This window comes from Chloracidobacterium sp., from assembly GCA_016715795.1.
Taxonomy (GTDB): Bacteria; Acidobacteriota; Blastocatellia; order Pyrinomonadales; family Pyrinomonadaceae; genus OLB17.
Genome location: JADJXP010000001.1, coordinates 213,653 through 233,894, shown reverse-complemented (window position 1 = coordinate 233,894; position 20,242 = coordinate 213,653). Strand labels below are relative to the sequence as shown.

General features: G+C 56.2%; 21 protein-coding genes. 6 read left to right on the top strand and 15 right to left on the bottom strand.

What is annotated here, in order from left to right; translation table 11 throughout:
- The 11 genes from IPM59_01165 to IPM59_01115 form a co-directional block, all read right to left on the bottom strand.
- Positions 1 to 279 carry a hypothetical protein gene (locus IPM59_01165; protein MBK9214204.1) on the bottom strand — a complete coding sequence of 93 codons (279 nt, stop codon included), beginning with the start codon at positions 277 to 279 and terminating at the stop codon, positions 1 to 3.
- A gap of 4 nt (positions 280 to 283) precedes the next feature.
- Positions 284 to 1,621: a phosphoenolpyruvate kinase gene (locus IPM59_01160; protein MBK9214203.1), complete on the bottom strand. Its 1,338-nt coding sequence runs from the start codon at positions 1,619 to 1,621 to the stop codon at positions 284 to 286.
- 3 nt (positions 1,622 to 1,624) lie between these two features.
- The gene (gene pucL / locus IPM59_01155) at positions 1,625 to 2,470 is read right to left on the bottom strand and encodes a urate oxidase (GenBank protein ID MBK9214202.1); all 846 of its coding nucleotides are present in this window, start codon (positions 2,468 to 2,470) and stop codon (positions 1,625 to 1,627) included.
- Positions 2,471 to 2,473: 3 nt separating this feature from the next.
- Positions 2,474 to 2,818 carry a hydroxyisourate hydrolase gene (gene uraH / locus IPM59_01150; protein MBK9214201.1) on the bottom strand — a complete coding sequence of 115 codons (345 nt, stop codon included), beginning with the start codon at positions 2,816 to 2,818 and terminating at the stop codon, positions 2,474 to 2,476.
- Positions 2,815 to 3,315: a 2-oxo-4-hydroxy-4-carboxy-5-ureidoimidazoline decarboxylase gene (uraD, locus tag IPM59_01145; protein ID MBK9214200.1), complete on the bottom strand. Its 501-nt coding sequence runs from the start codon at positions 3,313 to 3,315 to the stop codon at positions 2,815 to 2,817. The genes uraH and uraD overlap by 4 nt, the downstream gene beginning before the upstream one ends.
- A 20-nt stretch (positions 3,316 to 3,335) precedes the next feature.
- Positions 3,336 to 4,301: an allantoicase gene (alc, locus tag IPM59_01140; GenBank protein ID MBK9214199.1), complete on the bottom strand. Its 966-nt coding sequence runs from the start codon at positions 4,299 to 4,301 to the stop codon at positions 3,336 to 3,338.
- Entirely contained in the window at positions 4,298 to 4,759 is a 462-nt protein-coding gene (locus IPM59_01135) for a hypothetical protein (protein ID MBK9214198.1), read from the bottom strand. The genes alc and IPM59_01135 overlap by 4 nt, the downstream gene beginning before the upstream one ends.
- Before the next feature lie 14 nt (positions 4,760 to 4,773).
- Positions 4,774 to 6,123, bottom strand: coding sequence for an allantoinase AllB (gene allB / locus IPM59_01130; GenBank protein MBK9214197.1), 1,350 nt, complete (start codon positions 6,121 to 6,123; stop codon positions 4,774 to 4,776).
- Positions 6,124 to 6,130: 7 nt separating this feature from the next.
- Positions 6,131 to 7,204 carry a hypothetical protein gene (locus IPM59_01125; protein MBK9214196.1) on the bottom strand — a complete coding sequence of 358 codons (1,074 nt, stop codon included), beginning with the start codon at positions 7,202 to 7,204 and terminating at the stop codon, positions 6,131 to 6,133.
- Positions 7,191 to 8,066, bottom strand: a complete 876-nt coding sequence (locus IPM59_01120) for a site-specific DNA-methyltransferase (GenBank protein MBK9214195.1) — start codon at positions 8,064 to 8,066, stop codon at positions 7,191 to 7,193. Before IPM59_01120 ends, IPM59_01125 begins: the two co-directional genes overlap by 14 nt.
- Positions 8,067 to 8,774: 708 nt before the next feature.
- A complete protein-coding gene (locus tag IPM59_01115; GenBank protein ID MBK9214194.1) occupies positions 8,775 to 9,314 on the bottom strand; it encodes a transposase in 540 nt (179 codons plus the stop codon).
- Here IPM59_01115 and IPM59_01110 point away from each other — a divergent pair.
- The 5 genes from IPM59_01110 (at position 9,313) to IPM59_01090 (ending at position 13,618) form a co-directional block, all read left to right on the top strand.
- Positions 9,313 to 9,558, top strand: a complete 246-nt coding sequence (locus tag IPM59_01110; GenBank protein ID MBK9214193.1) for a hypothetical protein — start codon at positions 9,313 to 9,315, stop codon at positions 9,556 to 9,558. The genes IPM59_01115 and IPM59_01110 overlap by 2 nt on opposite strands.
- 24 nt (positions 9,559 to 9,582) lie before the next feature.
- Positions 9,583 to 11,013, top strand: a complete 1,431-nt coding sequence (gene malQ, locus IPM59_01105) for a 4-alpha-glucanotransferase (GenBank protein ID MBK9214192.1) — start codon at positions 9,583 to 9,585, stop codon at positions 11,011 to 11,013.
- Positions 11,014 to 11,346: 333 nt separating this feature from the next.
- Complete coding sequence (locus tag IPM59_01100; protein ID MBK9214191.1) at positions 11,347 to 11,676, top strand: YegP family protein; 330 nt, start codon at positions 11,347 to 11,349, stop codon at positions 11,674 to 11,676.
- Between the two features lie 107 nt (positions 11,677 to 11,783).
- Positions 11,784 to 12,377, top strand: a complete 594-nt coding sequence (locus tag IPM59_01095; protein ID MBK9214190.1) for a YegP family protein — start codon at positions 11,784 to 11,786, stop codon at positions 12,375 to 12,377.
- Positions 12,378 to 12,439: 62 nt separating this feature from the next.
- A complete protein-coding gene (locus tag IPM59_01090; GenBank protein MBK9214189.1) occupies positions 12,440 to 13,618 on the top strand; it encodes a DUF1343 domain-containing protein in 1,179 nt (392 codons plus the stop codon).
- 36 nt (positions 13,619 to 13,654) lie between these two features.
- On the opposite strand, the gene IPM59_01085 is transcribed toward IPM59_01090, so the two are convergent.
- The 4 genes from IPM59_01085 to IPM59_01070 all read right to left on the bottom strand — a co-directional run bounded on the left by IPM59_01085 (position 13,655) and on the right by IPM59_01070 (position 18,235).
- A complete protein-coding gene (locus IPM59_01085; GenBank protein ID MBK9214188.1) occupies positions 13,655 to 15,265 on the bottom strand; it encodes an amidase in 1,611 nt (536 codons plus the stop codon).
- 108 nt (positions 15,266 to 15,373) lie between these two features.
- On the bottom strand, positions 15,374 to 16,882 hold the full coding sequence (locus tag IPM59_01080) for a DUF853 family protein (protein ID MBK9214187.1): 1,509 nt from the start codon (positions 16,880 to 16,882) through the stop codon (positions 15,374 to 15,376).
- An 87-nt stretch (positions 16,883 to 16,969) separates the two neighbouring features.
- Positions 16,970 to 17,566 (bottom strand): YdeI/OmpD-associated family protein, encoded by a 597-nt coding sequence (locus IPM59_01075; GenBank protein ID MBK9214186.1) that lies wholly within the window; start codon positions 17,564 to 17,566, stop codon positions 16,970 to 16,972.
- 270 nt (positions 17,567 to 17,836) lie between these two features.
- Positions 17,837 to 18,235: a YjbQ family protein gene (locus IPM59_01070; GenBank protein ID MBK9214185.1), complete on the bottom strand. Its 399-nt coding sequence runs from the start codon at positions 18,233 to 18,235 to the stop codon at positions 17,837 to 17,839.
- A gap of 42 nt (positions 18,236 to 18,277) precedes the next feature.
- Here IPM59_01070 and IPM59_01065 point away from each other — a divergent pair, with 42 nt between their 5' ends.
- Positions 18,278 to 20,134: a hypothetical protein gene (locus IPM59_01065; GenBank protein MBK9214184.1), complete on the top strand. Its 1,857-nt coding sequence runs from the start codon at positions 18,278 to 18,280 to the stop codon at positions 20,132 to 20,134.
- The last annotated feature ends 108 nt before the right edge of the window (positions 20,135 to 20,242 follow it).

The following is a 20,242-nucleotide window of genomic DNA, read 5'->3' as shown; positions in this document are numbered from 1 at the left end:
TCAGGCCTCATCCCGCCGCCTGCGTGCGCGTGCCTTGCGGCCGCTGCCGAGATAGACAATTATCGCGACAGCAAGGTGCGCGACGAACCAGATGTTCTCGTAGCCGAGGTTCTGATAGATGTAGATCAGAATCAGGACGCGCGGCATAAAGATACCGAGAAAAATATCGGCCCATTGCGGGACGGCGTTGGCAGGGAACAGCTCGGGGAACATGAAGAGATACACCATCATCACGATCCGCGGAAAGAAGAGCGAAAATAGCAGGAAATAGAAATCCATAAGGTCACCCTTGCCGGTTCCTTAATATCTTTACGAAGGAGCCGGAGCGAAGTTCGTCCAATGTGATGCTCGTTCGCGTCGTAGCCTCGGCCTCTGAGATCGCACCGCAGTTGATCGCCCGGAGGAAGTAATTCAACAAGCCCTGGCCCGTCGCGGCGTCGTCAAAAACATCGCCGACGAGCGTCGCCTGGGCGGCTTTCTCGACAAAGTTACGCAGGCGTTCGCTGGCGGCGTCGAGCCCTTCGAGAAAGAAGGTGAACACCGCCGCGTAACGTGTCGGCAGTTGTCCGGGATGCAGGTCCCAGCCCTGGTAATAGGCGTTTGCGAGCGAATGGCGGCAATGGTCGTAGTGCAGTCGCCACGCGCGGTGAACGACGCCGTTGTTCTCCGCGATCTGCTCGGCCGAGAGATTATCGCCGCGATGCGGGGCGACGGGCATTATGTTTGTCGCACCGTCCGAAAGCCATACGCCGGTGCCGCCGAATGCGACCTGCATCATGTGGCGGGCAAAATCGCACGCCGGATGCAGCATGTCTTGATACGCGGCCGTGATCGAGCAACTGGCGGTGTAGTCGTACGTTCCAAAATGCGCCGCCACGCAGCGGCCGCGAGCGGCATCGAGCATCTTTGGCAAGCCTGAAGAGCCGTCAGCAGCGATGATCGATTGCGTCGTCTCGATCATCATTTCCATTTTGAGTGTGCCCGCCGCGAGGCCAAGCTTTGGCTCAATCTCGTCAAGGATATCGACCAGTGTCGTGACCTGTGCTGGCGTGACGATCTTTGGCTGCGTGATGACAAAATTGTCGGGCAGCTTGCCACTGGTTCGGTCGAGCAGCGTTGTCAGGAAAATATCGAGTGTGCGAATAGCCCGTGCGTGCAGCTCCTCACTAAACGTCTTTATCCGAATACCGATGAACGGCGGCAGCGTGCCGTCGGCCATGCCCTTTGCGACTTCCTCGGCGGCAGCAACGGTGTGCCCGTCCTCTTCAGCATCACTGCGCGTGCCATAGCCGTCCTCAAAGTCGATGCGAAAATCCTCGACGGCCTCGCGGCCGAGCTTATCGCGAACCCGCGCATGAATGGTCTCACGCAACGCGACCGGCAGATCGAGGGCTCCACCAAAAACATCGGCATCCGGCGCAAATGCCTCGAACGATCGCACCGCAAGCTGTCCGAGTTTTACCGTCGTATCTGACTTGAACAGATGTGCCCCGCCGTAAACCGTGTGGACGGGCTGACGCCTGCCCGATTCGCCTGGATAGCGAAGAGCGAATTCGGCCAACGTCGTGCGCAGATCGGAGGAGAATTTGCCGAACGAGGCTTCGGAGAGCGAGGTTTTCATAGATTATCGGGTCATTCGCGCCTCGATCAGGCCGTGTGGTTCGTCAGTCGGGATAAAGATGCAGTTCTTGTCCTCGACACCGAATTTTGAGACGTCGACGGGCAGGCAATGGATATTTGGCAGCGAAAATGCGATCTCGTAGATCTGCGCGAATTCGGTCAACACAGCATCGCCGATGGCATAAAGCGTGTGCTGAACCGAAAGGCTGTCGTGATCGGCAAAAACCCTCAGTATCGTTCGCCGGATGCCCTGAAAAACGTCATCAGTTGCGTCCTCAACCTTGCCATATCGCCAATTTGCCTTGATCGATGTCGCCAAAATGCGATCGCCGACCTCGGGCAGCGTCGTGTAGGAATCCTTGATAAACCCGACAAAACCCGACTGTGCCGACTTGAGAACGACAAGGTCCTCGACGCCCGATTCGATCCTTTCGGCGTCGCGGGTGACATCGATCTTTGCCGTCCGTTTCTCTTTTGAGCCGCGGATGAACGAGTGGTCGTGCTCGGCGTCGTTGAACTTCATCCGCTTCCACGAGTGTTCGTTGATATCGATCCGTGCCCGGCTAACGTGGTCGCAATTCGACAGGAAATGCCGTGCGAGCCGCAGGCCGAACTGCTCGGGCGATTCGATCTCATCCGTCTGGCCGGCGAGGGCGTAGACGGTATTTTTCATCGTGTCTGTCGGCAGGCAGAGGCTGTTATCGCCGTCGGTGTGGATCGCGTCAAAGTCGCCCTCTAGCGCGATCGCTAGCGTGAGACTTTGGATCTCGTGACGGGGCGAACGCTTATCGACCTTGAGCAGGCGGACGCGCGATTTGCCGTAATTGTCCTTGACGATGCGAGCCGCCATACATTAGCTTCCGCGATAGGTCGAGTAGCCGAATGGGCTCATCAGCAGCGGCACGTGATAGTGCTGGACAGTGTCCTTGACGACAAAACTCACTGTCACCTGCGGAAAGAAGCACTCGATATTCTGCAGCAGGAAATACGGCCCGATCTCGAATATCAGCCGATAGTGTCCAGGCAAAAAGGCCTCGCGCGTTGAGAGAAAGTCGTTGATGCGGCCGTCCACATCGGTAATTCCCTCGGCAATTGCCTGCCAGCCGGAAGTGTGCGTTTTTCGCTCAAGCACGGCCGGAATTCCTGCGCCGGGCTTGCCCGATGTCGTGTCGAGTACGTGTGTCGTGATTGCGCTCATTTTTCCAATAGCTTATTAAGCCGTATCTCGGTTATCTGCCATTGCTCGATCGCGGCGAGCTTCAATTCGGTTTCGACAGAATTGCGTGTGCGTGCCCGGCAAATTGCCAGCATCTCGTCGGCCGATCTTCCGGTAGCACAGACAATAAATATAAATCCGAACTTCTCTTGATACAAGCGGTTGGCCTCGGCGAGTTGCTGTTTCACATCGTCGGTCGCGTCTGCTGCCCCTGACTGTTCGCCCGCTGACCAGTCGGCGGCGCGTTTCTTTTGGGATGCTGCGGCTTTTGTCGAACCGATCTTTGGGTGGGCGGCAAAGGCTTCGAGGTGGTCGTTGATCGGGAGCGAGAACCATGTCCGCTCACCTGTTTCGAACAGGTCTTCAAGCATAGCGAACGGCCGCGATGCCGTCATTCGAGCCGCCCACTCGCGAGAACCGCAGCAATCGAGAAATGCTGCCTCAGCCGCCTCGTTTGCAAGCTCGTTCAGTTCGGCCAGATTCTTGTAAACGTGAAAGCTCAAGCGATCCGTCCAAACAGGCGCAGGCGACTGACGCCGCCGTCGGGGTAAATGTTAAATCGACAATGCGTCACGGCACCGAGATCGGCCACGTCATTGAATACATGCCGCGTGTGTGCTTGCAGAGACGTCATCGGCAGGAGCTCGCGCCATTCGCTGCCGTTACCGCCCTCTAGCGTGCAGCTTTCGGGATAATTGCCGCGAAAATAAGACGTATCGACCTCGACGCGCGTGATGCTCCCGGCGTTTCCGAGTCGAACAACGCACCAATCGTGGCCGGGGCCGCGTCGGCGTCGCGATTCCCAGCCGTCGCTCATATCGCGGGCGAGGCCGGGCATGATGAGGTTCTGGCGGTGGCCAAAGAATTCGTCCGACGCGTGCGTGACATCGCCGCCGTTCTCGGCCGCCGCGAGGTCGATCTCGCTGTCGCGCCTTCGCAGGGCCTCCCAGTCGGGCATCACATGTCCATGAACACGCAGCCGCGCGACGCCGCCGTCGGGGTAGATCTTGAACCGCAGATGCGTGACGCGACCGGTGCCATCGATCTCAAACCGATTCTGCGAATCGCCGTTCAGATCCGACAGCGGTAGTATCTCTTTCCAGTCGGCGTTATGAAGGTCGTCGAGGTGCGGATTGCTATCGACCGTCGTGGCGTCGAGCGAGCAGTGCGAAGGAAAATTACCGCGAAAGAACGCCGTGTCCACCACGACGCCTTTGATCTCGCCCGGCATTCCGAGACGGATGATGCACCAGTCGAACGGCTCATCCAGTCGCGGTGAACGCCGCCGCCGCGTTTCCCAGCCGTCCATCCATTTGCCGTTGTCGGTGTAAAGGCCCTCTTTCCACTCGGCGGCGTGCGGTTTGATGAGGTTCTCTTTCGCCGCAAAAAAATCGTCATTGGCAAACAACACCGTGCCGCCGAGCTTTTCAGAAGCGAGATCGACCAGTTGTGTAAAATCGCTCATGTCGCGTCAGCAGGTGTCACCGTCGTAGCCGGGTCGCGATAGATCCACGCGGCCAGCAGGTTTGCGACGATCGACGTCACCAATTGGTATCCCGCGATTATCAGCCACATGCGGCGGCCGTAAAATCCAAGCGGAATGAATTCCGCTGGCCCCGTGATCGAGCACGTGATCCAGGCAACGATCGCTGCGATGATCGCCGTCTTCGGCCCCGGCCCGTGAAACGGACGCATCAGGACATACAGAAATATCGCGAGAAATCCGCGGCCTAATTCAAAAATAAAGAAATAGACCAGCGAGATCGCATGGCTTTCCGACGGCATTCGCGTACCGAGTCCCTGATACAGGAATTCCCAATACTGCTTGACGATGTTCTCGTGCAGGAAGCCGTCGCTCAGAAACAGCAATACTGACGCGATCAGCCCGCCGATGAACAGGCGTCCAAAATTGATCTTGGTCATAGTGACCTCCTTTTTCAGGTGATAAGGTTCCCCGCGATTGTATGCGAAAACGCGTCCTTTCCAAAGACGCGAGTGCCCCTAACGTAAACTGAATCGACAAGTCCCTTGAGATGCATGCCGTCGTACGGCGTCAGTTTGTGGCGATGATGAATCAACTCCGGCCGCACGGTAAAGTCCGCTTCGGGGTCCCATATGACGATGTCGGCGTCGTAGCCGGCGGCGAGTTTGCCTTTGCGGTTGCCGAGTCCGGCGAACTGCGCCGTTCGCTCGGACATGAGGCGCGAAAGATCGGCGAGTCCAAAGCCGCGCGAAGAAAGGTTCGTCCACATCACGGGCAATCCGAACTGCAGTGCCGAGATGCCGCCCCAGGCGTCGAGAAAATCGCCGCGTTCGAGCAGTTTCAGCGCGGGCGTGCAGGGCGAGTGATCTGAGACGACCATGTCGATGGTGCCGTCGGCAATCGCCGCCCAGAGCAGTTCGCGGTTTTCGCGCTCGCGCACGGGCGGGCAGCATTTGAAGTGCGTCGCGCCGTCGGCGATATCCTCGGCCGCGAACGTCAAATAATGCGGGCACGTCTCGACGGTGAGCGGCAGGCCTTCCGATTTGGCTTCGCGGATCATCGGCAGGGCGTCCGACGACGACAGATGCACGATATGCACGCGGCAGCCGGTTTCGCGGCAAAGGCCGATCATCATCGCGATAGCCTCGTTCTCAGCCTCACGGGGCCGCGACCTGAGAAAAGTTTCATACGCCCGCGGATCGTCGTTCGCCAACTCCTGAGCCGCCGCATCTATCGGCCCCGCGACCTCGGCGTGCACCAAAAGAACGCTGCCGAGACGTGCCAGCTCGGGCATCGCCTCACGCAGATCGTCTTCGCTCACGTGCGGAAACTCATCAACGCCCGAATGGATCAAAAAACACTTAAACCCGCGCAGGCCGCGTGTCACTAGCGGCGCAAGTTCCGCCGTATTGCCCGGCACCACGCCACCCCAGAATGCGACATCGACCGTGCATTGCCCGTCCGCCGCCGCCAGTTTCTCCTCCAACCCCGCAAGCGTCGTAGTCGGCGGAATCGAATTCAGCGGCATATCCACCAGCGTCGTCACCCCGCCCGCCGCCGCCGCCCGCGTAGCCGTCTCGTAACCTTCCCACTCCGTCCGCCCCGGCTCATTAACATGCACATGCGCATCGACAAGCCCCGCCATCACCACCGAATCCCCCGCGTCGAACACCTCGCCACCGCGTGCTTGGTCGTAGTCCTCGACAGCAATTATCTTTCCATCCGCAACCCGCACCGCCGCCGCACCGACACCGTCCGGCAAAACAACACGACTGCTCCGAATAGTCAGGTCCATCGGATTCACGATACCGTCACGCGCGATCGTCGAGTTCGACTTGGGGATAAGCCTGCTTCATTCGACTAAGAATGCTCTGGTGAATAAAGGTTATTAGGTTAGTGGTGATGTATTCGGGAACGTCATTGAAAGCATTTGCGAGTAAAGCTCCAACATCGACACGAATCGCGTTCCGAACACCAAGCGATTCCCGTGAGCCCTCAGAGGCGGTCTCGGTTTCAAAGACGTAAATCCAAGAATTGGCGAGCCGTCCAGGTTCGGTTCCTTCGAGGACAAAATAATCCTCGAATGGAACCAAAACGGGCGCGTTCAAGTGCGGAGCCCAGCTATCCCAAACGGCCGCTGGAAGTCCCAGCGCGACGCCTTCGCATTCTCCATGACCTGCAAGTCGAAACTTGAGCACCAACTGATAGAACGTTCTCTTAAAAACATTCGCTATGTTGGGTCCTTCAATATTCCGTCCCATCCACTCGGGGTTTGCGGCCAGAACCTTTGTGAAGTCTTTTTGATGCAGGTCAACGGCATTTCTCAGCGCAGTGACTGCGTGGCGATAGGATCCATGGAAATCCATCGTTTGAACTTCATAAATCCCGAACTTGCGAAATCTAATCTCGTCATCAACAAAACGCAAGGGAACAAGGGTTATGTCAAAGGAGAGTTCTGGGCTCTGGGGAGTGGCCGAAAGATTTATTTCACCCCCAAGCTTATCTTGAAAAAATACAATCGGTGTAACGCCCGCTGCGTATGCCTCTTTCAGCTCATTGATCCGCTCGGCGAGCGATACGACCGGGTAAACAAGAATTTCCCCATCAATCGCAAAAAGACGTCTTGCTACTCGGTTGAGAAAGGGCAGGTCGAGCGATCGGTAAGGGCACACCATCCAGTCTTTTGTTTCCACTGTTGTAGTGGTGATGGTGCAAACGCCTAGGGAATTCTCACTCTTAACACACTTGCGGGATTCGCGAAGTACTTGTGACAGAAACGGACATTCATGCGAAAGAAAATCCGAAATGTCCTGTTCAGATGCCTTGATCGTTGGAAATATTCGATGGCCAAACCACTCGCCAATAAAGTTTCTACCCTGTGGCATAACGGGTCTCTCTCGGTAAGAATTTTTCAACTATTTCGAATCCTATTGCGTTACGCCCGAGACTAGCCGCCGCTTCAACTGAAGCACCACTACCACAAAAGGGATCAAGCATCGTTCCAAACTCAGGACACGATGAACTGATTCTCGGAGCGATAATTTCACGTGGGAAAGTTGCTGAATGTCCGTTCTGGCCAGGTCTTACATTACATATCACAACATCAAGGTCCGCTTCCGCCTCATCCACGTCATAGTAGTATGCCGCTCGGCCTTCCTTCGGTTTCTTCACAAAATGAAAGAAATGCTCATGCGATAAACGGAGTCTGTCCCGTTTTGGCCCGGGCGGAATATTCGGTTTTGACCAGATTAGGTCATTCCTGAGTATCCATTTCGCCTCTTGCATCGCGATAGCAAATCGGGACGGAATTAATAACAACTGCTTTTCCTGCAGGTAGCGTCCCATTGGCGTGGTTCGGCGTGTCCGAATGTCCGAACCAAGACCTTGTCGCCCCGCGTCACGGATGCTCGACCAGCGAGCGAAATAGGTATCGCCGAGATTAACCCAGAGACTACCCCCAGCCTTCAGTTTTGGTTTCGAGAGTTCAAAGAATTCAACTAGATGAGAAATAAACCAGTCGGGTAAGGGTTCGAGACCAAGAACCCCTCCATGTTCGCGATACCACTTGTAAGAAGGAGATTCCCAACGCGGCTTTTCCTTTTCCCACGCGCGTAGCGTTGCCCAATTATGCTCCTGCCCGTAGGTTCGTAGGCCCCAGTATGGCGGGCTCGTCAGGATCAGGTCAATACTCTCATCGGGCAGTTCCTTGATCAGATTGAATGCATCGCCAACGAGATATTTCTTCATAGGTCAAGTCAGGATCGGATTGTGATAATCATACTATTGTTGCTAATAGTTTTCGACCAAGCCGTGACCGGCGGTGATCACGGCCCTTGTTATGGAAATAATGCTGGAAACAAGGAATAACTAACAACTAACAGTGAAAATCGCCCGGAGCGTGGCCGCAGGACGCTGTTCTGTGGCCGTGGGTCGCCGTCCTGAGGACTTGGGTCGCCGGGTTTTGGTGAACCCCCCAGGGTTTTGTGCTCACCCCGGAGGTTTTTGTGCTCGGCCCGCTGGCAGGAGGCCCTTTCACTCCGGCGGCTCGCCGCTCTATTTGCGGAAAGGCTTGCCTTTCCGGCGACGCTTTAATAGTCCTGCGGCTTGCCGCCGCCGGAAGTTTGGGCGGCGGCAAGCCGCGAAGGAATTTAGGGCCTACCGGAAAAGTAAACTTTTCCGCAAATAGGACGGCAAGCCGCGAAGAACGAGGCTTTCAAGAAGCTGCGAAAAGTGGATCTTCACCCACCGGCGTGAGGTCTTCTCATTCCGACGGCTTGCCGCTCTATTTGCGGAAAGGCTTGCCTTTCCGACGATGCTTTTGAAGATTTACGGGTTGCCGCTGCCGAAAGTTTAGGCGGCGGCAAGCCGCGATGGAAATTAGGGCTTATCGGAAAAGTAAACTTTTCCGCAAATAGAGCGGCAATCCGCTAGAAATCAATTCGAACAGGTCCACCGCTATCGCCAGGTGATCTCGTGATGATCGGTGATCAAGGGTTCGTCCGGCAGAGCACGGTTATGCCATTGGCGGGAGCTTGAATAGAGATAATCATCAGGATGCTCGACAAGGCCCGCGCGGACAGGATTCTGGTGAATGTAATTCACTTTTTGCATGAACGCGTCCTCGCCGGTGATGCGGATCGCGTTTGGGTGATGTGCGTAAACGGAGAACCTCTGCTCGTCTTTACGTTCGGCGATCCGCAGCTTTTGTAATGAAGATTCGAGTTCGTGTTCTTTCAGATAGTTGATGATGCGACGTGCTGAGATGCCGTTAAGAAATCGGAGAACGTCCTTCATTTCTCTCGAGTCGTCTGTCAATACGTGGCTATGGTCGGGCATGATCACATACGCTAACAGTAGAAAGCCGCCCGAGCGTCGTGCTTCGTCGAAGGCGTTTGCTACGACTTGTTTGAGTTTGTCGGTTTGGAAGATCGGCAGCCGGTTGTGAGTGACCGAGGTGAGATAGTAGGCGGGCTGGTCTCTCGATATCTTAAACATGGCGGACGGTTGGGCGGCGGCAAGCCGCGCGTTTTTTTGGCAAGCTTACGGAAAAGCAAGCTTTTCCGCAAATAGAGCGGCAAGCCGCGAGGAGGATGGCGTCGGTGCGAGCGTACGAAAAGCAAGCCTTTCCGCAAATAGAGCGGCAAGCCGCGAGGAGGATGGCGTCGGTGCGAGCGTACGAGAAGCAAGCCTTTCCGCAAATAGAGCGGCAAGCCGCGAAGAGAAAGATGCCGCTGAGTGATAACCTAACAGCATCGAATCGGACATGAGATTTCCACGCGCCAGCGGTATTTTGTTGCATCCGACGTCTTTGCCGGGCGGGGATCTGGGGGCGGCGGAGTGGTTTGTGGACTGGCTGGCCGCGGCGGGGCAGGCGTATTGGCAGATATTGCCGCTGAACCTCGTGCGGGCGGGCGAGTCGCCGTATTCGGCGTTGTCGGCGTTTGGCGGGAATACGTCGCTGATCTCGGTATTGAAGCTCGCCGAGGACGGGCTGATAGAAGAAGGCTCGGTGGGGAATGATCGCGAAGACGTGCTGGGCGAGGCGTTTGAGCAGTTCCGGGCCGAGGGGCGTTTCGGACGGCGGGCGGCGTATGAGACGTTCGTACGCGAGAACGCGTGGTGGCTCGACGACCTGGCGTTGTTCATGGCGTTGAAGAACGCCCACGAGCAGGCCGCGTGGTCGGACTGGGCGGCGCCTTTGCGGCGGCGCGAGCGCGATGCGCTCGACAAAGCTCGTTCGCAATGGGCACGCGAGATCGAGGCGGTCAGGTTTGGGCAGTTCCTGTTTTGGAGCCAATGGATGGCGGTCAAGGCGTACGCGAACGAGCGCGGCGTGCACGTGATCGGCGACATCCCGATCTTTGTGGCGTACGACTCGGTGGACGTTTGGTGCAATCAGCAACTATTCAAACTCGACGACGAAGGCCGCCCGACCGTCGTCGCCGGTGTGCCGCCGGACTACTTTTCAAAGACGGGCCAGCTCTGGGGCAATCCAATCTACGATTGGCAGACGATGCTCGCCGACAACATGGGCTGGTGGACGGCACGCGTCGCATGGACGCTCAAGACTGTCGATATCGCGCGGCTGGATCATTTCATCGGCTTTGTCCGCAATTGGGAAGTGCCCGGCGGCGAAAAGACGGCCGAGAACGGCGAGTGGAAAGACGTGCCGGGCCGCGAGATATTCGCGGTTTTGAAGCGGCGTCTCGGCGAACTGCCGCTGATCGCCGAGGACCTAGGCTCGCTGACGCCCGAGGTCGAGACACTGCGTGCCGAGTGCGGCTTTCCGGGAATGCGGATATTGCAGTACGGCTTTGGCGGCGATGCCCGCAACCGCGACCTGCCGCACAATTACCCGAACGATTGCGTCGCCTACACCGGCACCCACGACAACGACACCGTCGGCGGTTGGTACCGCACGGCACCGCGAAACGTAAAGGCGCACGCGCGGAAGTATCTCTCCGCATCAGGCCGCGGCATTTGTGATTCGATGCTCCGCGGCATCTGGTCGTCGGTCGCTGACACGGTCATCGCGCCGGCCCAGGACCTTCTCGGCCTCGGCAGCGAGGCCCGCATGAACACGCCCGCGACCGTTGAAGGCAATTGGAAATGGCAGCTCTGCGACGGGCAATTAGATGACGATCTGGCCGGACGTCTACGGGAGATGACGGAGCTGTTTGGGCGTGTGCGCTGAATTGCCGTTGGCTACAAACTACATGGCTTTAGGCCAAAAACGAGTGGGTTGGGCCAAAGCCCAAAACAGATAATGAGCATGAACCGTTCGCTAAAGCGAACGGCAATAGGGACGGCGGCAACGGCAATAAGTGCCACTCGATTATCTGCGTTGCGATGCTGGTCTTTGACTTCGCCCTCGCTTTCGCGGTAGAACTTTACAAGTCCTAAACGGTAAGGTAATGACGATTCGATACTCAGATGGAACGAATGCGTTCGTATCATTCGCTCGAACAATCTTGTGCCGCGCGACATGGGACACGACTTTCTTGAATAACTTACAGGAGCAGACATAATGGCGGGTAAATTTGAAATAAAGACATCGGCGAGCGGCCAGGTTCACTTTAACCTAAAGGCCGGGAACGGGCAGATCATACTATCGAGCGAGATGTATGAGACAAAGGCGGCGGCCGAGAACGGCATCGACTCGGTTCGTCGAAACTCTGCGGATGATGCTCGCTACGAGCGGAAGATGTCATCAAACGGTAAGCCGTATTTTAATCTTAAGGCGAGCAACGGCCAGGTCATCGGCAGGAGTGAGATGTATGAATCGGAGTCGGCAATGGAGAATGGAATTCGCTCGGTGAAAGAAAATGCTCCGGACGCCTCGACCGCTGACGCATAGCCGCACGCACATGAGGCGTTTTTTGCCTTGCCATTGCGCGCGGTCTATGACATATTTATTCGCTGAATTGGGGTTTGATCAAATCAGTTAATAGAAGGAGATATTAAATGGCAGGAAAATTTGAGATCAAGTCGGGTAAGACCGGCAAGTTTCGTTTCAATCTGAAGGCCAGCAATGGCCAGGTCATCTTGACGAGCGAGGCGTACAATACGGCTGCTGCTGCCAAGAATGGAGCTGCGTCGGTCGCCAAGAACGCCGGCAACGCAAAACGCTTTGAGCGGAAGAAAGCGAAGGACGGTTCGTCGTACTTTGTGATGAAGGCCGCCAACGGCGAGGCCATCGGCAAGAGCGAGATGTACAAGACCACAAAGGCGATGGAGAACGGTATCGCTTCGGTAGCCAAGCATGCTCCCGGTGCTGCGATCGTGAGCGGTGATGCCAAGCCGGCCGCCAAGAAAGCTCCGGCGAAGAAGGCCGCGGCCAAGAAGCCGGCACCGAAGAAGGCTGCTGCAAAGAAAGCTGCTAAGCCGGCTGCTAAGAAAGCTCCGGCGAAGAAGGCCGCAGCTAAGCCGGCACCGAAGAAGGCTGCTGCTAAGAAAGCTGCCAAGCCGGCCGCTAAGAAAGCTCCGGCGAAGAAGGCCGCAGCCAAGAAGCCGGCCGCGAAGAAGCCTGCGGCAAAGAAGGCCGCTAAGAAGAAGTAGTTTCAAAATGACCTTTGAGGTTTACATATAGCCCGAGCGAAAGCTTGGGCTATTATTTTGATATGACGCAACGGAAGGTTCGGCTCGGTATCGAGCGGTTGTTGGATGAGAGGTTCGATGCGATACGAGCAACGCGGGTCGGGCTGGTCTGCAATCAGGCGTCGGTGCTGCCCGATCTCACGTTCGTCGCGGATGTGTTTGCCGCGCGGGACGACATCAACCTGACAGCATACTTCGGTCCGCAGCACGGCATTCGCGGCGATGTGCAGGACAACATGATCGAGACCGATCATGCGACGGATCCGCGCACCGGCCTGCCCGTCTATTCGCTGTACAGCGAAACGCGCGAACCGACTGAGGCGATGCTCGCGAATATCGACACGATCGTCTTTGACATGCAGGACGTCGGCTGCCGTATCTACACCTTTATCTACACGATGGCAAACTGCATGATCGCCGCCGCGAAATACGGCAAGCGCGTCGTCGTATGCGACCGGCCGAATCCGATCACCGGTGTCCACGTCGAGGGCAATGTCACCGAGAGCTCATTCACGTCGTTCGTGGGCCAATACGAATTGCCGACACGCCACGGAATGACGTGTGGCGAGCTTGCAAAAATGTTCAACGAACATTTTGGTATCGGCTGCGATCTCGAGGTCATTGAGATAGACGGTTGGAGCCGCGACATGTGGTTTGAGGACACTGGCCTGCCGTGGGTGCCGCCGTCACCAAACACTCCGACCGTCGATACATGCGTCGTCTTCCCGGCGACCGTTTTTCTCGAGGGTACCGAACTCAGCGAAGGCCGCGGCACGACGAAGCCATTCGAACTGAATGGTGCTCCGTTCATCGATCCTTACCAATGGGCCGAGACCTTAGATGCTTACCCATTTGATGGCGTCATCTTTCGTCCGTGCTACTTCCAGCCCACATTTCAGAAATGGGCCCGCCAGACCTGCGGCGGCGTTCAGATCCACGTCACGGATCGCGAAGCGTTTACGCCCGTGATCGTCGGCATCGCAATGATCAAGACCGCCTACGATCTCTACACCGACCACTTCCAATGGAAGCAGGGCGACTACGAATACGAATTCGGCAAGAACCCGTTCGATGTGGTTTGCGGCACTGATAAGATCCGCAAGGCGATCGAAGTCGGCCAGTCACTCGAGACGATCATCTCCGGCTGGCATGATGGTTTACAAATTTTCAAAGATCAAAGGGAGCAGTATTTGCTCTACTAATTTCTTGCTCACCGCTGATGTTCGTGTGAGGTCATCCTATTCAACCCCAGGCTTTACATGCCCGGTGTGAAGCGGTTCGATCAGTTTCGCAAATGCGATCAATCGTTTCTCGGAGTTCAGCGGCCCAACAATTTGGACGGCGATCGGCAGGCCATCGGCATTTAAGCCGAGCGGTACTGTTAGTGACGGATGGCCGGTCGCGTTAAAGACGACGGGATACAAGAAATTGTCCCAATAATCAATATTCGTGCCGTCAACTGAGATCGGCGTGTGTTCGGGGTTGTGTTTGATAGCGACCGTTGATGCGACGGGCAGGATCAGAAAGTCGTATTTAGTAAGGAACGCTTCCATTTGATCTCTCAGAGCGTTGTGCCGTTTTAGGATATCGTCATATTTGGCCGGGTCGAGGTCGGACATTCGGTCGTAAACCTCTGCCATATCAATGCGGTGATTATCCGCACTCTTGAAATCCCGAATGACGAACTGGCGAAACAGCCATGGCACTTTTTCGAACGCTACATAGATCGTCAGCAATCGATGCATCGCCACCATTTTGTCAAAATCCGCAGGCTGGTCATTAGCCACAGAAACATTGTTCGAGCTGAGCGTTCCGGTAAATTTCTCCAGAGCATCTTTGATGTCTTTGCTCACCAGCATCTTGTCGCTGCCGAATTTCCATTCGTCGAGGTATGCGATCTTGTAGTCCTTCAGTTCACCTTTCGGCTCGAGCATTTTGGCCTTTTGCTCGGGCCATTTGTTCATCATCGCGTTCCATGCGAGATCGATATCGTCAACCGTGCGCGCAAGCGGTCCGGGAACCATCATTCTGTGGTATTTCGGATCGCCCGGTTCGCCCGGCGAACCGCCAAAGTCCGGTGTGGCTCCGTCGGTCGTCTTAAGACCGTACAGACCGCAATCGGCAGCCGGTATGCGAATACTTCCACCAAAATCGCCGCCCATGGTGATCGGTACAAATCCCGAAGCGACCGTCGCAGCACCGCCGCCCGTACTGCCGCCGGGCGTTCGCGTCAGGTCATACGGATTGTTTGCGGTCGGGTAGATCTCGCCTATCGTTTGAACGTCAAAGAGCATTTTGGGGACATTCGTTGTGCCCAAAATGATCGCTCCCTCATTGATCATCGCATCGACGACGCCCGAATTTTTCGGAGCGATAACGCCCTGAAACATTTCGGCATTCCAGGTATGCGGCTTGCCCTTGACGGCAAACTCTTCCTTGATGCTTACCGGAATACCTTCGAGCAGTCGCAACGGCTCGCCCTTTGCGACCTTTTCGTCGGCTTTTTTAGCGGCGTCCAGAGCATCTTGTTCGAACAGCCAGACAAACGCATTCGTCTTGTAATTGTTGTTCTTGATGTAATTGATGTGTTCCTGAACGATCTCGGCCGAGGTCGCCTGTTTGTTCTTGATCATCGCCGCGAGCTCCGTCGCCGATTTATAGACAAACTTGCCTGCAACCGGAAGTTCTCTCTCAGGTTTCGTGAACAACTCTGATTGGAGCACGGGCTTTTCGCCGATCGGCTTTGGGATCAATGTATAGATATAGATTCCGAGGCCGATGGCGATGAGTACCACGATACCGAACACAATACCGGACCACTTGAAGACTTTCTTGATAGTAGATGGCATAAGCCTATTCCTCCGGGCTTCTCGATGCCAGACAGAATGTGCCCTGGCCATGATCCTGATCGTTCAGGAGTTTGGTTGTGAAAGGCCGGAGCCTCCGGTTTGATCTTCTCAGAACCAACTGCTCTTGCTCTTGCCGCCAAAGATGCTGCCGAGCACACCACGGACGATCTGGCGGCCGATGTTTGTGCCGACGGAGCGGGCGGCGCTCTTGGCGAATGATTCGACGACGCTGTCTGAGCGGCGGGCCGTGGGGCGTGAGGCACGGGCCTCTTCTTTTGCAGCTTTTTCTGCGGCTTCGGCCTCAGCATCGGCTTGGGCGGCGGCCTGCTCCTCAGCGAGTCGGGCCTCGGCTTTTACCTTGAGCAGTTCGAATGCCGATTCGCGGTCGCTGGCATTGTCGTAGATGCCTGCGACCAGCGAATTGGCGACCAATTGCTGCCGCTGCTCGGGCGTGATCGGGCCGATGTGGCCGACGGGCGGCACGACGAAGGCGCGATCGACAACGGTCGGAACGCCTTTTTCGTCGAGCGTTGAGATCAACACTTCGCCGACGCCAAGTTCGGTGATCACGGTCTCGGTGTCGATCTTTGGATTGACTCGGAACGACGACGCGGCGGCTCGAACGCCTTTCTGCTCTTGCGGCGTGTATGCCCGCAGGGCGTGCTGCACGCGATTTCCGAGTTGGGCGAGGACCTTTTCGGGGATGTCGGCAGGATTTTGCGTCACAAAATAGACGCCGACGCCCTTTGAACGGATCAGGCGCACGACCTGCTCGACCTTTTCGACAAGCGCATTCGGCGCGTCATTAAACAGCAGATGAGCCTCGTCAAAGAAAAAGACCAGCTTTGGCTTGTCGAGATCGCCGGCCTCGGGGAGCGATTCGAAGAGTTCTGAGAGCAGCCAGAGCAGGAAAGTGGAATACAGCTTGGGAGCCTGGACGAGCTGGTCGGCGGCGAGCAGGTTGAGGACGCCTTTGCCGCCGAGCGTCTGCATAAAGTCCTCAAGGCGCACGGCCGGCTCGCCGAAGAAGAGGTCGCCGCCCTGTTCGTCGATCTGGAGCAGGCCGCGCTGGATGGCGCCGACCGATGCGGCCGAGACGTTGCCGTATTGCAGCGTGAGCTCGTCAGCATGTTCGCCGACGGCGGTCATCAGCGCCTGCAGGTCTTTGAGGTCGAGCAGCAGCAGGCCGTTGTCATCGGCCCACTTAAAGGCGATAGTCAACACGCCTTCCTGCGTTTCATTCAATTGCAGAAGCCGCGACAGCAGCAGCGGCCCCATTTCGCTAACGGTCGCACGCAGCGGATGGCCCTGTTTGCCAAAGACATCCCAAACAGTCGCGGGAAAGCCCTCGAATGTCGGCGTGATGCCGAGCAGTTCGTTGCGAGCGTCGATCTTTGCATTGCCGCCGCCGGGCTGCGTTACGCCGGTCAGGTCGCCCTTGATGTCGGCCATAAAGACCGGCACGCCGCGCATGCTAAAGCCCTCGGCGATGCGCTGCAGGGTGACGGTCTTTCCCGTGCCGGTCGCGCCGGTGATCACGCCGTGGCGGTTGGACATCTGCGGGAGCATAAAGAACTCGGCTCCGGTGTTTTTTGCTACAAGTATTGGTTCTGCCATAAGATCAATTAACCGCGAAAAACGCTAAATAGACGAAACGGAGCGTGGTTAGTTTCGTTGATTTCGTATATTTAGCGGTTCAAATCCTTAACAATTTTCGTATTTCCAGTTGCGCCGTTTGCCTTCGCTGAGCCATTCGATGGTCGTGGCGAGGCGTTTGTCGCGGGTGGCTTCGGTCTTGGCCTCGGTTATCCACTCGATGTATTCCTTCTTACAGCTTGGCGGAAATGCGTTAAAGGTCTCGGCGGCCTTCTCGTTGCTTGCGAGCTGTTCGAGGAGAACGTCGGGCACGTCCAGCGGCTTTTTCTCCTTGGCTGGTTTCTTGACCTTGATCCCTTCGTCGTTGAGCCGCATGGCCTCGCGGATGAGCGCTTTCATCGTCTTATCGTCTGGAAGGTCCGCAAGCGATGTGATGCGGCCAAAGCTGCCCATGGCGGTCTTCTCCGGGAAGCTGCCGTTCTCGATCAGTGATTGCTTCCAAAACCCGAATGCGCAGTGCTGCTTGAATGACGCCATCGAACACAGCAAGCCCTTGTAATCAAAATGCGGAAAGCTCCACTTTTTGGTCTCGATCACGTGAGGACAAACGTCGTGCACCAGCTTGCGGATGTGCCGCAAGATCGGCTTTGCAAAATCCTCTGCCTTGTCAATGTAGGCATCGACGAACGGATCAGTCGTTGGCATACACATATCTCCTTTCGTTGCAGGCAATTATACACAATATGCGGTCCAAATTAGTAGCCCGCATGTTCGTAATGGCTCCGAGATGGCTGTCCCACGCTGGGACAGTTTTGGGACACGGTCTGACAGGTTTAACTGTTGTATTTGTTGGGTTTGCTAGTTTTTTCCTCATCTGTCCCACTGTCCCGCAAAGATTTCTGATCGAACTGCAAAATGTTGACCCGAGTTTGGACATTATGGCATGGATGTTGCATAAATAGCAAGTAATTTGATCTAACAGACGATAATTTTTGCAACGGCCTTGCGTTCACGCGGCCCATCGAAATCGCAGAGGTAAACGCCCTGCCAGCGGCCGAGCAGGAGCTTACCATTCTCGAACGGTATCGTCACGCTCGAGCCGACAATGGATGATTTGATGTGCGCGTCGGAGTTGTGCTCAAAATGTTTGAAATTCGGCTCGGACTGCGGGATCAGCCGCCGGAGAAAGCCCAGCATGTCGGATTGGACGTCTGGATCTGCGTTCTCGTTGATGGTCAGGCCGCAGGTTGTGTGCTGCGTAAACACGACGCAAATACCGTCTCCCGACGCGTCGAGCAACTCCGCAATTTTCGACGTAATGTCGATCATCTCTTCGCGTGCGGACGACGCGACCGTGATGGTGTGAATGGCCATGAGTGAGATTTGCGTTAGTATAGCAGAAACGAGTTTGCAGGAGTGTTGAGTTACAAGATGCAGAATGTGTTCCGGCCCATCGCCATTGTTGCGGCCCTATTTGTTCTATTTTCAAGCGGTTACGCTCAGAATAAGTTCGATGGTTATTCGCTCGTCGTTGAGGCGGACATTACAGGTGTTTGTCCGGTCAAGTATCAGCCGTCAGCGGGAAACGGTAACTCTGTGGACGTATTTATCGCCGGGACCCAACAGCGAACACCGGCAACGGGGCTGACGGCGTGCGACGGCGCGACAAAGTCGGGCACGAATTCGTTCAACATCAATCACACGACGGGATCGTGGTGCTTTGAGGGGCCGGAGCCATTCTACGACGTAAAACTGAGGAACGGCACCGTGTATCTGTGGTATCCGACGACGAAGGACACGGGCTTTTTCAACGTAAAGGACTTTCGTCCTGTCACACGGACACCAGGGCCAACGCCGCAATATGTGTTCTCGGATCCGGCAGACTGGACGAATACGATCAGGAATGCCATCGCCGTGATCGCGGTCAGACAGGGCGGGACACTGTATTTTCCTGACGGTGATTATATTGTCGGTACGCTCGACGGCAATCGCCGCGACCCGAGCTATCAGGCCATAACGCTGCCGTCGGGCATCGTCTTGCAGGGCAGCGGCGCGAACGCGTCGATCCCGACGACAAATCTGCCATCGCGACGCGGATCGACGCGGCTCAGACTGAGGCATGACAACCAGACGATCTTTCGCATCGGTGGCTGCACTAATCATGTCACGGTCCAGAATATGGAACTGCTTGGCAATTCGGCACTCTTTGGCGAGATGCCTCGGCAGAACCGCGGCAATTACGGTATCGAGGGGCTCGGTAAATGGATAATGAAAGGCCAAATGGGCCAGCAGGAACCGAATACGAGCCAGAGCATCAAGATAGAGAATGTCACGTTCCAAAATCTTGATAAGGGCATTTACGTCCACAATGCGAACGATGAGCGGTGCAACACGGCCGAGCAGCACTGCGGCGGGTGGCAGTTCGATTATGTGCTGGTCGATCAGGGCATGTTCATCAACAACGGCACCGGCATCTGGGTAGATACCTACAATACGGACTGGAAGATCAGCAATTCATTCTTCAGCTACTCAAAGCAAAATCCTCCGGGCGACGGCATTTACTTGCAAAAGGCAGGGATCGTGCTGGTCGAGCAGACGTTTGGCGGTGGGTACAACTATGGCACACATATCGGCGGGACGTTCCTGACGATGGTGACGGGAACGTCGCTGACGGTCGTTTCGTCAGGCTCGGAGCGGAGCGAGCGGAGCATCTATACAAGCCCGGTCGGGTCGATCACATCAATGATGGTCAACGTGATCGGCAGCGTTTTCGGCGACAAGGTAGATCTGAACGGGCGGTTTAACTACAACTCGACGGGGAACTTTTATCTCGCCAAGACGATCGATGCCGAGCCGAGCGTGACGATCAATTCGGTCGGCGACCGTTACTGTTACGATTCGCAGGTGCTGCCCGGCCGCTGTACTGATGAACAGGGACGGACCGTCGCGAATCCGGGGCCGTTTGGCGGGCGGCGGATGTTTGAGACAGGCAGATTTGGCGAGGACACAGGGCCAAACAAGATCGAGGGGCGGCCAAATTTCTTTGGCTACAACGTCGAGATCGGCAATGGCCTGATGCAGTTTGACCCAAATATCACCTTCCGCGACATCACCGCATGGACGGCCGGCCAGGGCGTCAGGCCGCCGGTCAAGGACGGAGCATTCCTGTATTGCAAGGACTGTCGGAAGAATTCATCCGGCATCTGCACACAGGGCGGCAGCGGCGACGGAGCATTCGCCAAACGCGTCGCGGGCCAGTGGCGGTGTGACTGATAAGAATCACCACGAAGACACAAAGGACACAAAGATGAGGGCGATCTTTTCTTTGTGCCCTTTGTGCCTTTGTGGTGAAAATGCCTATAATCAATGATTTTGAGATTT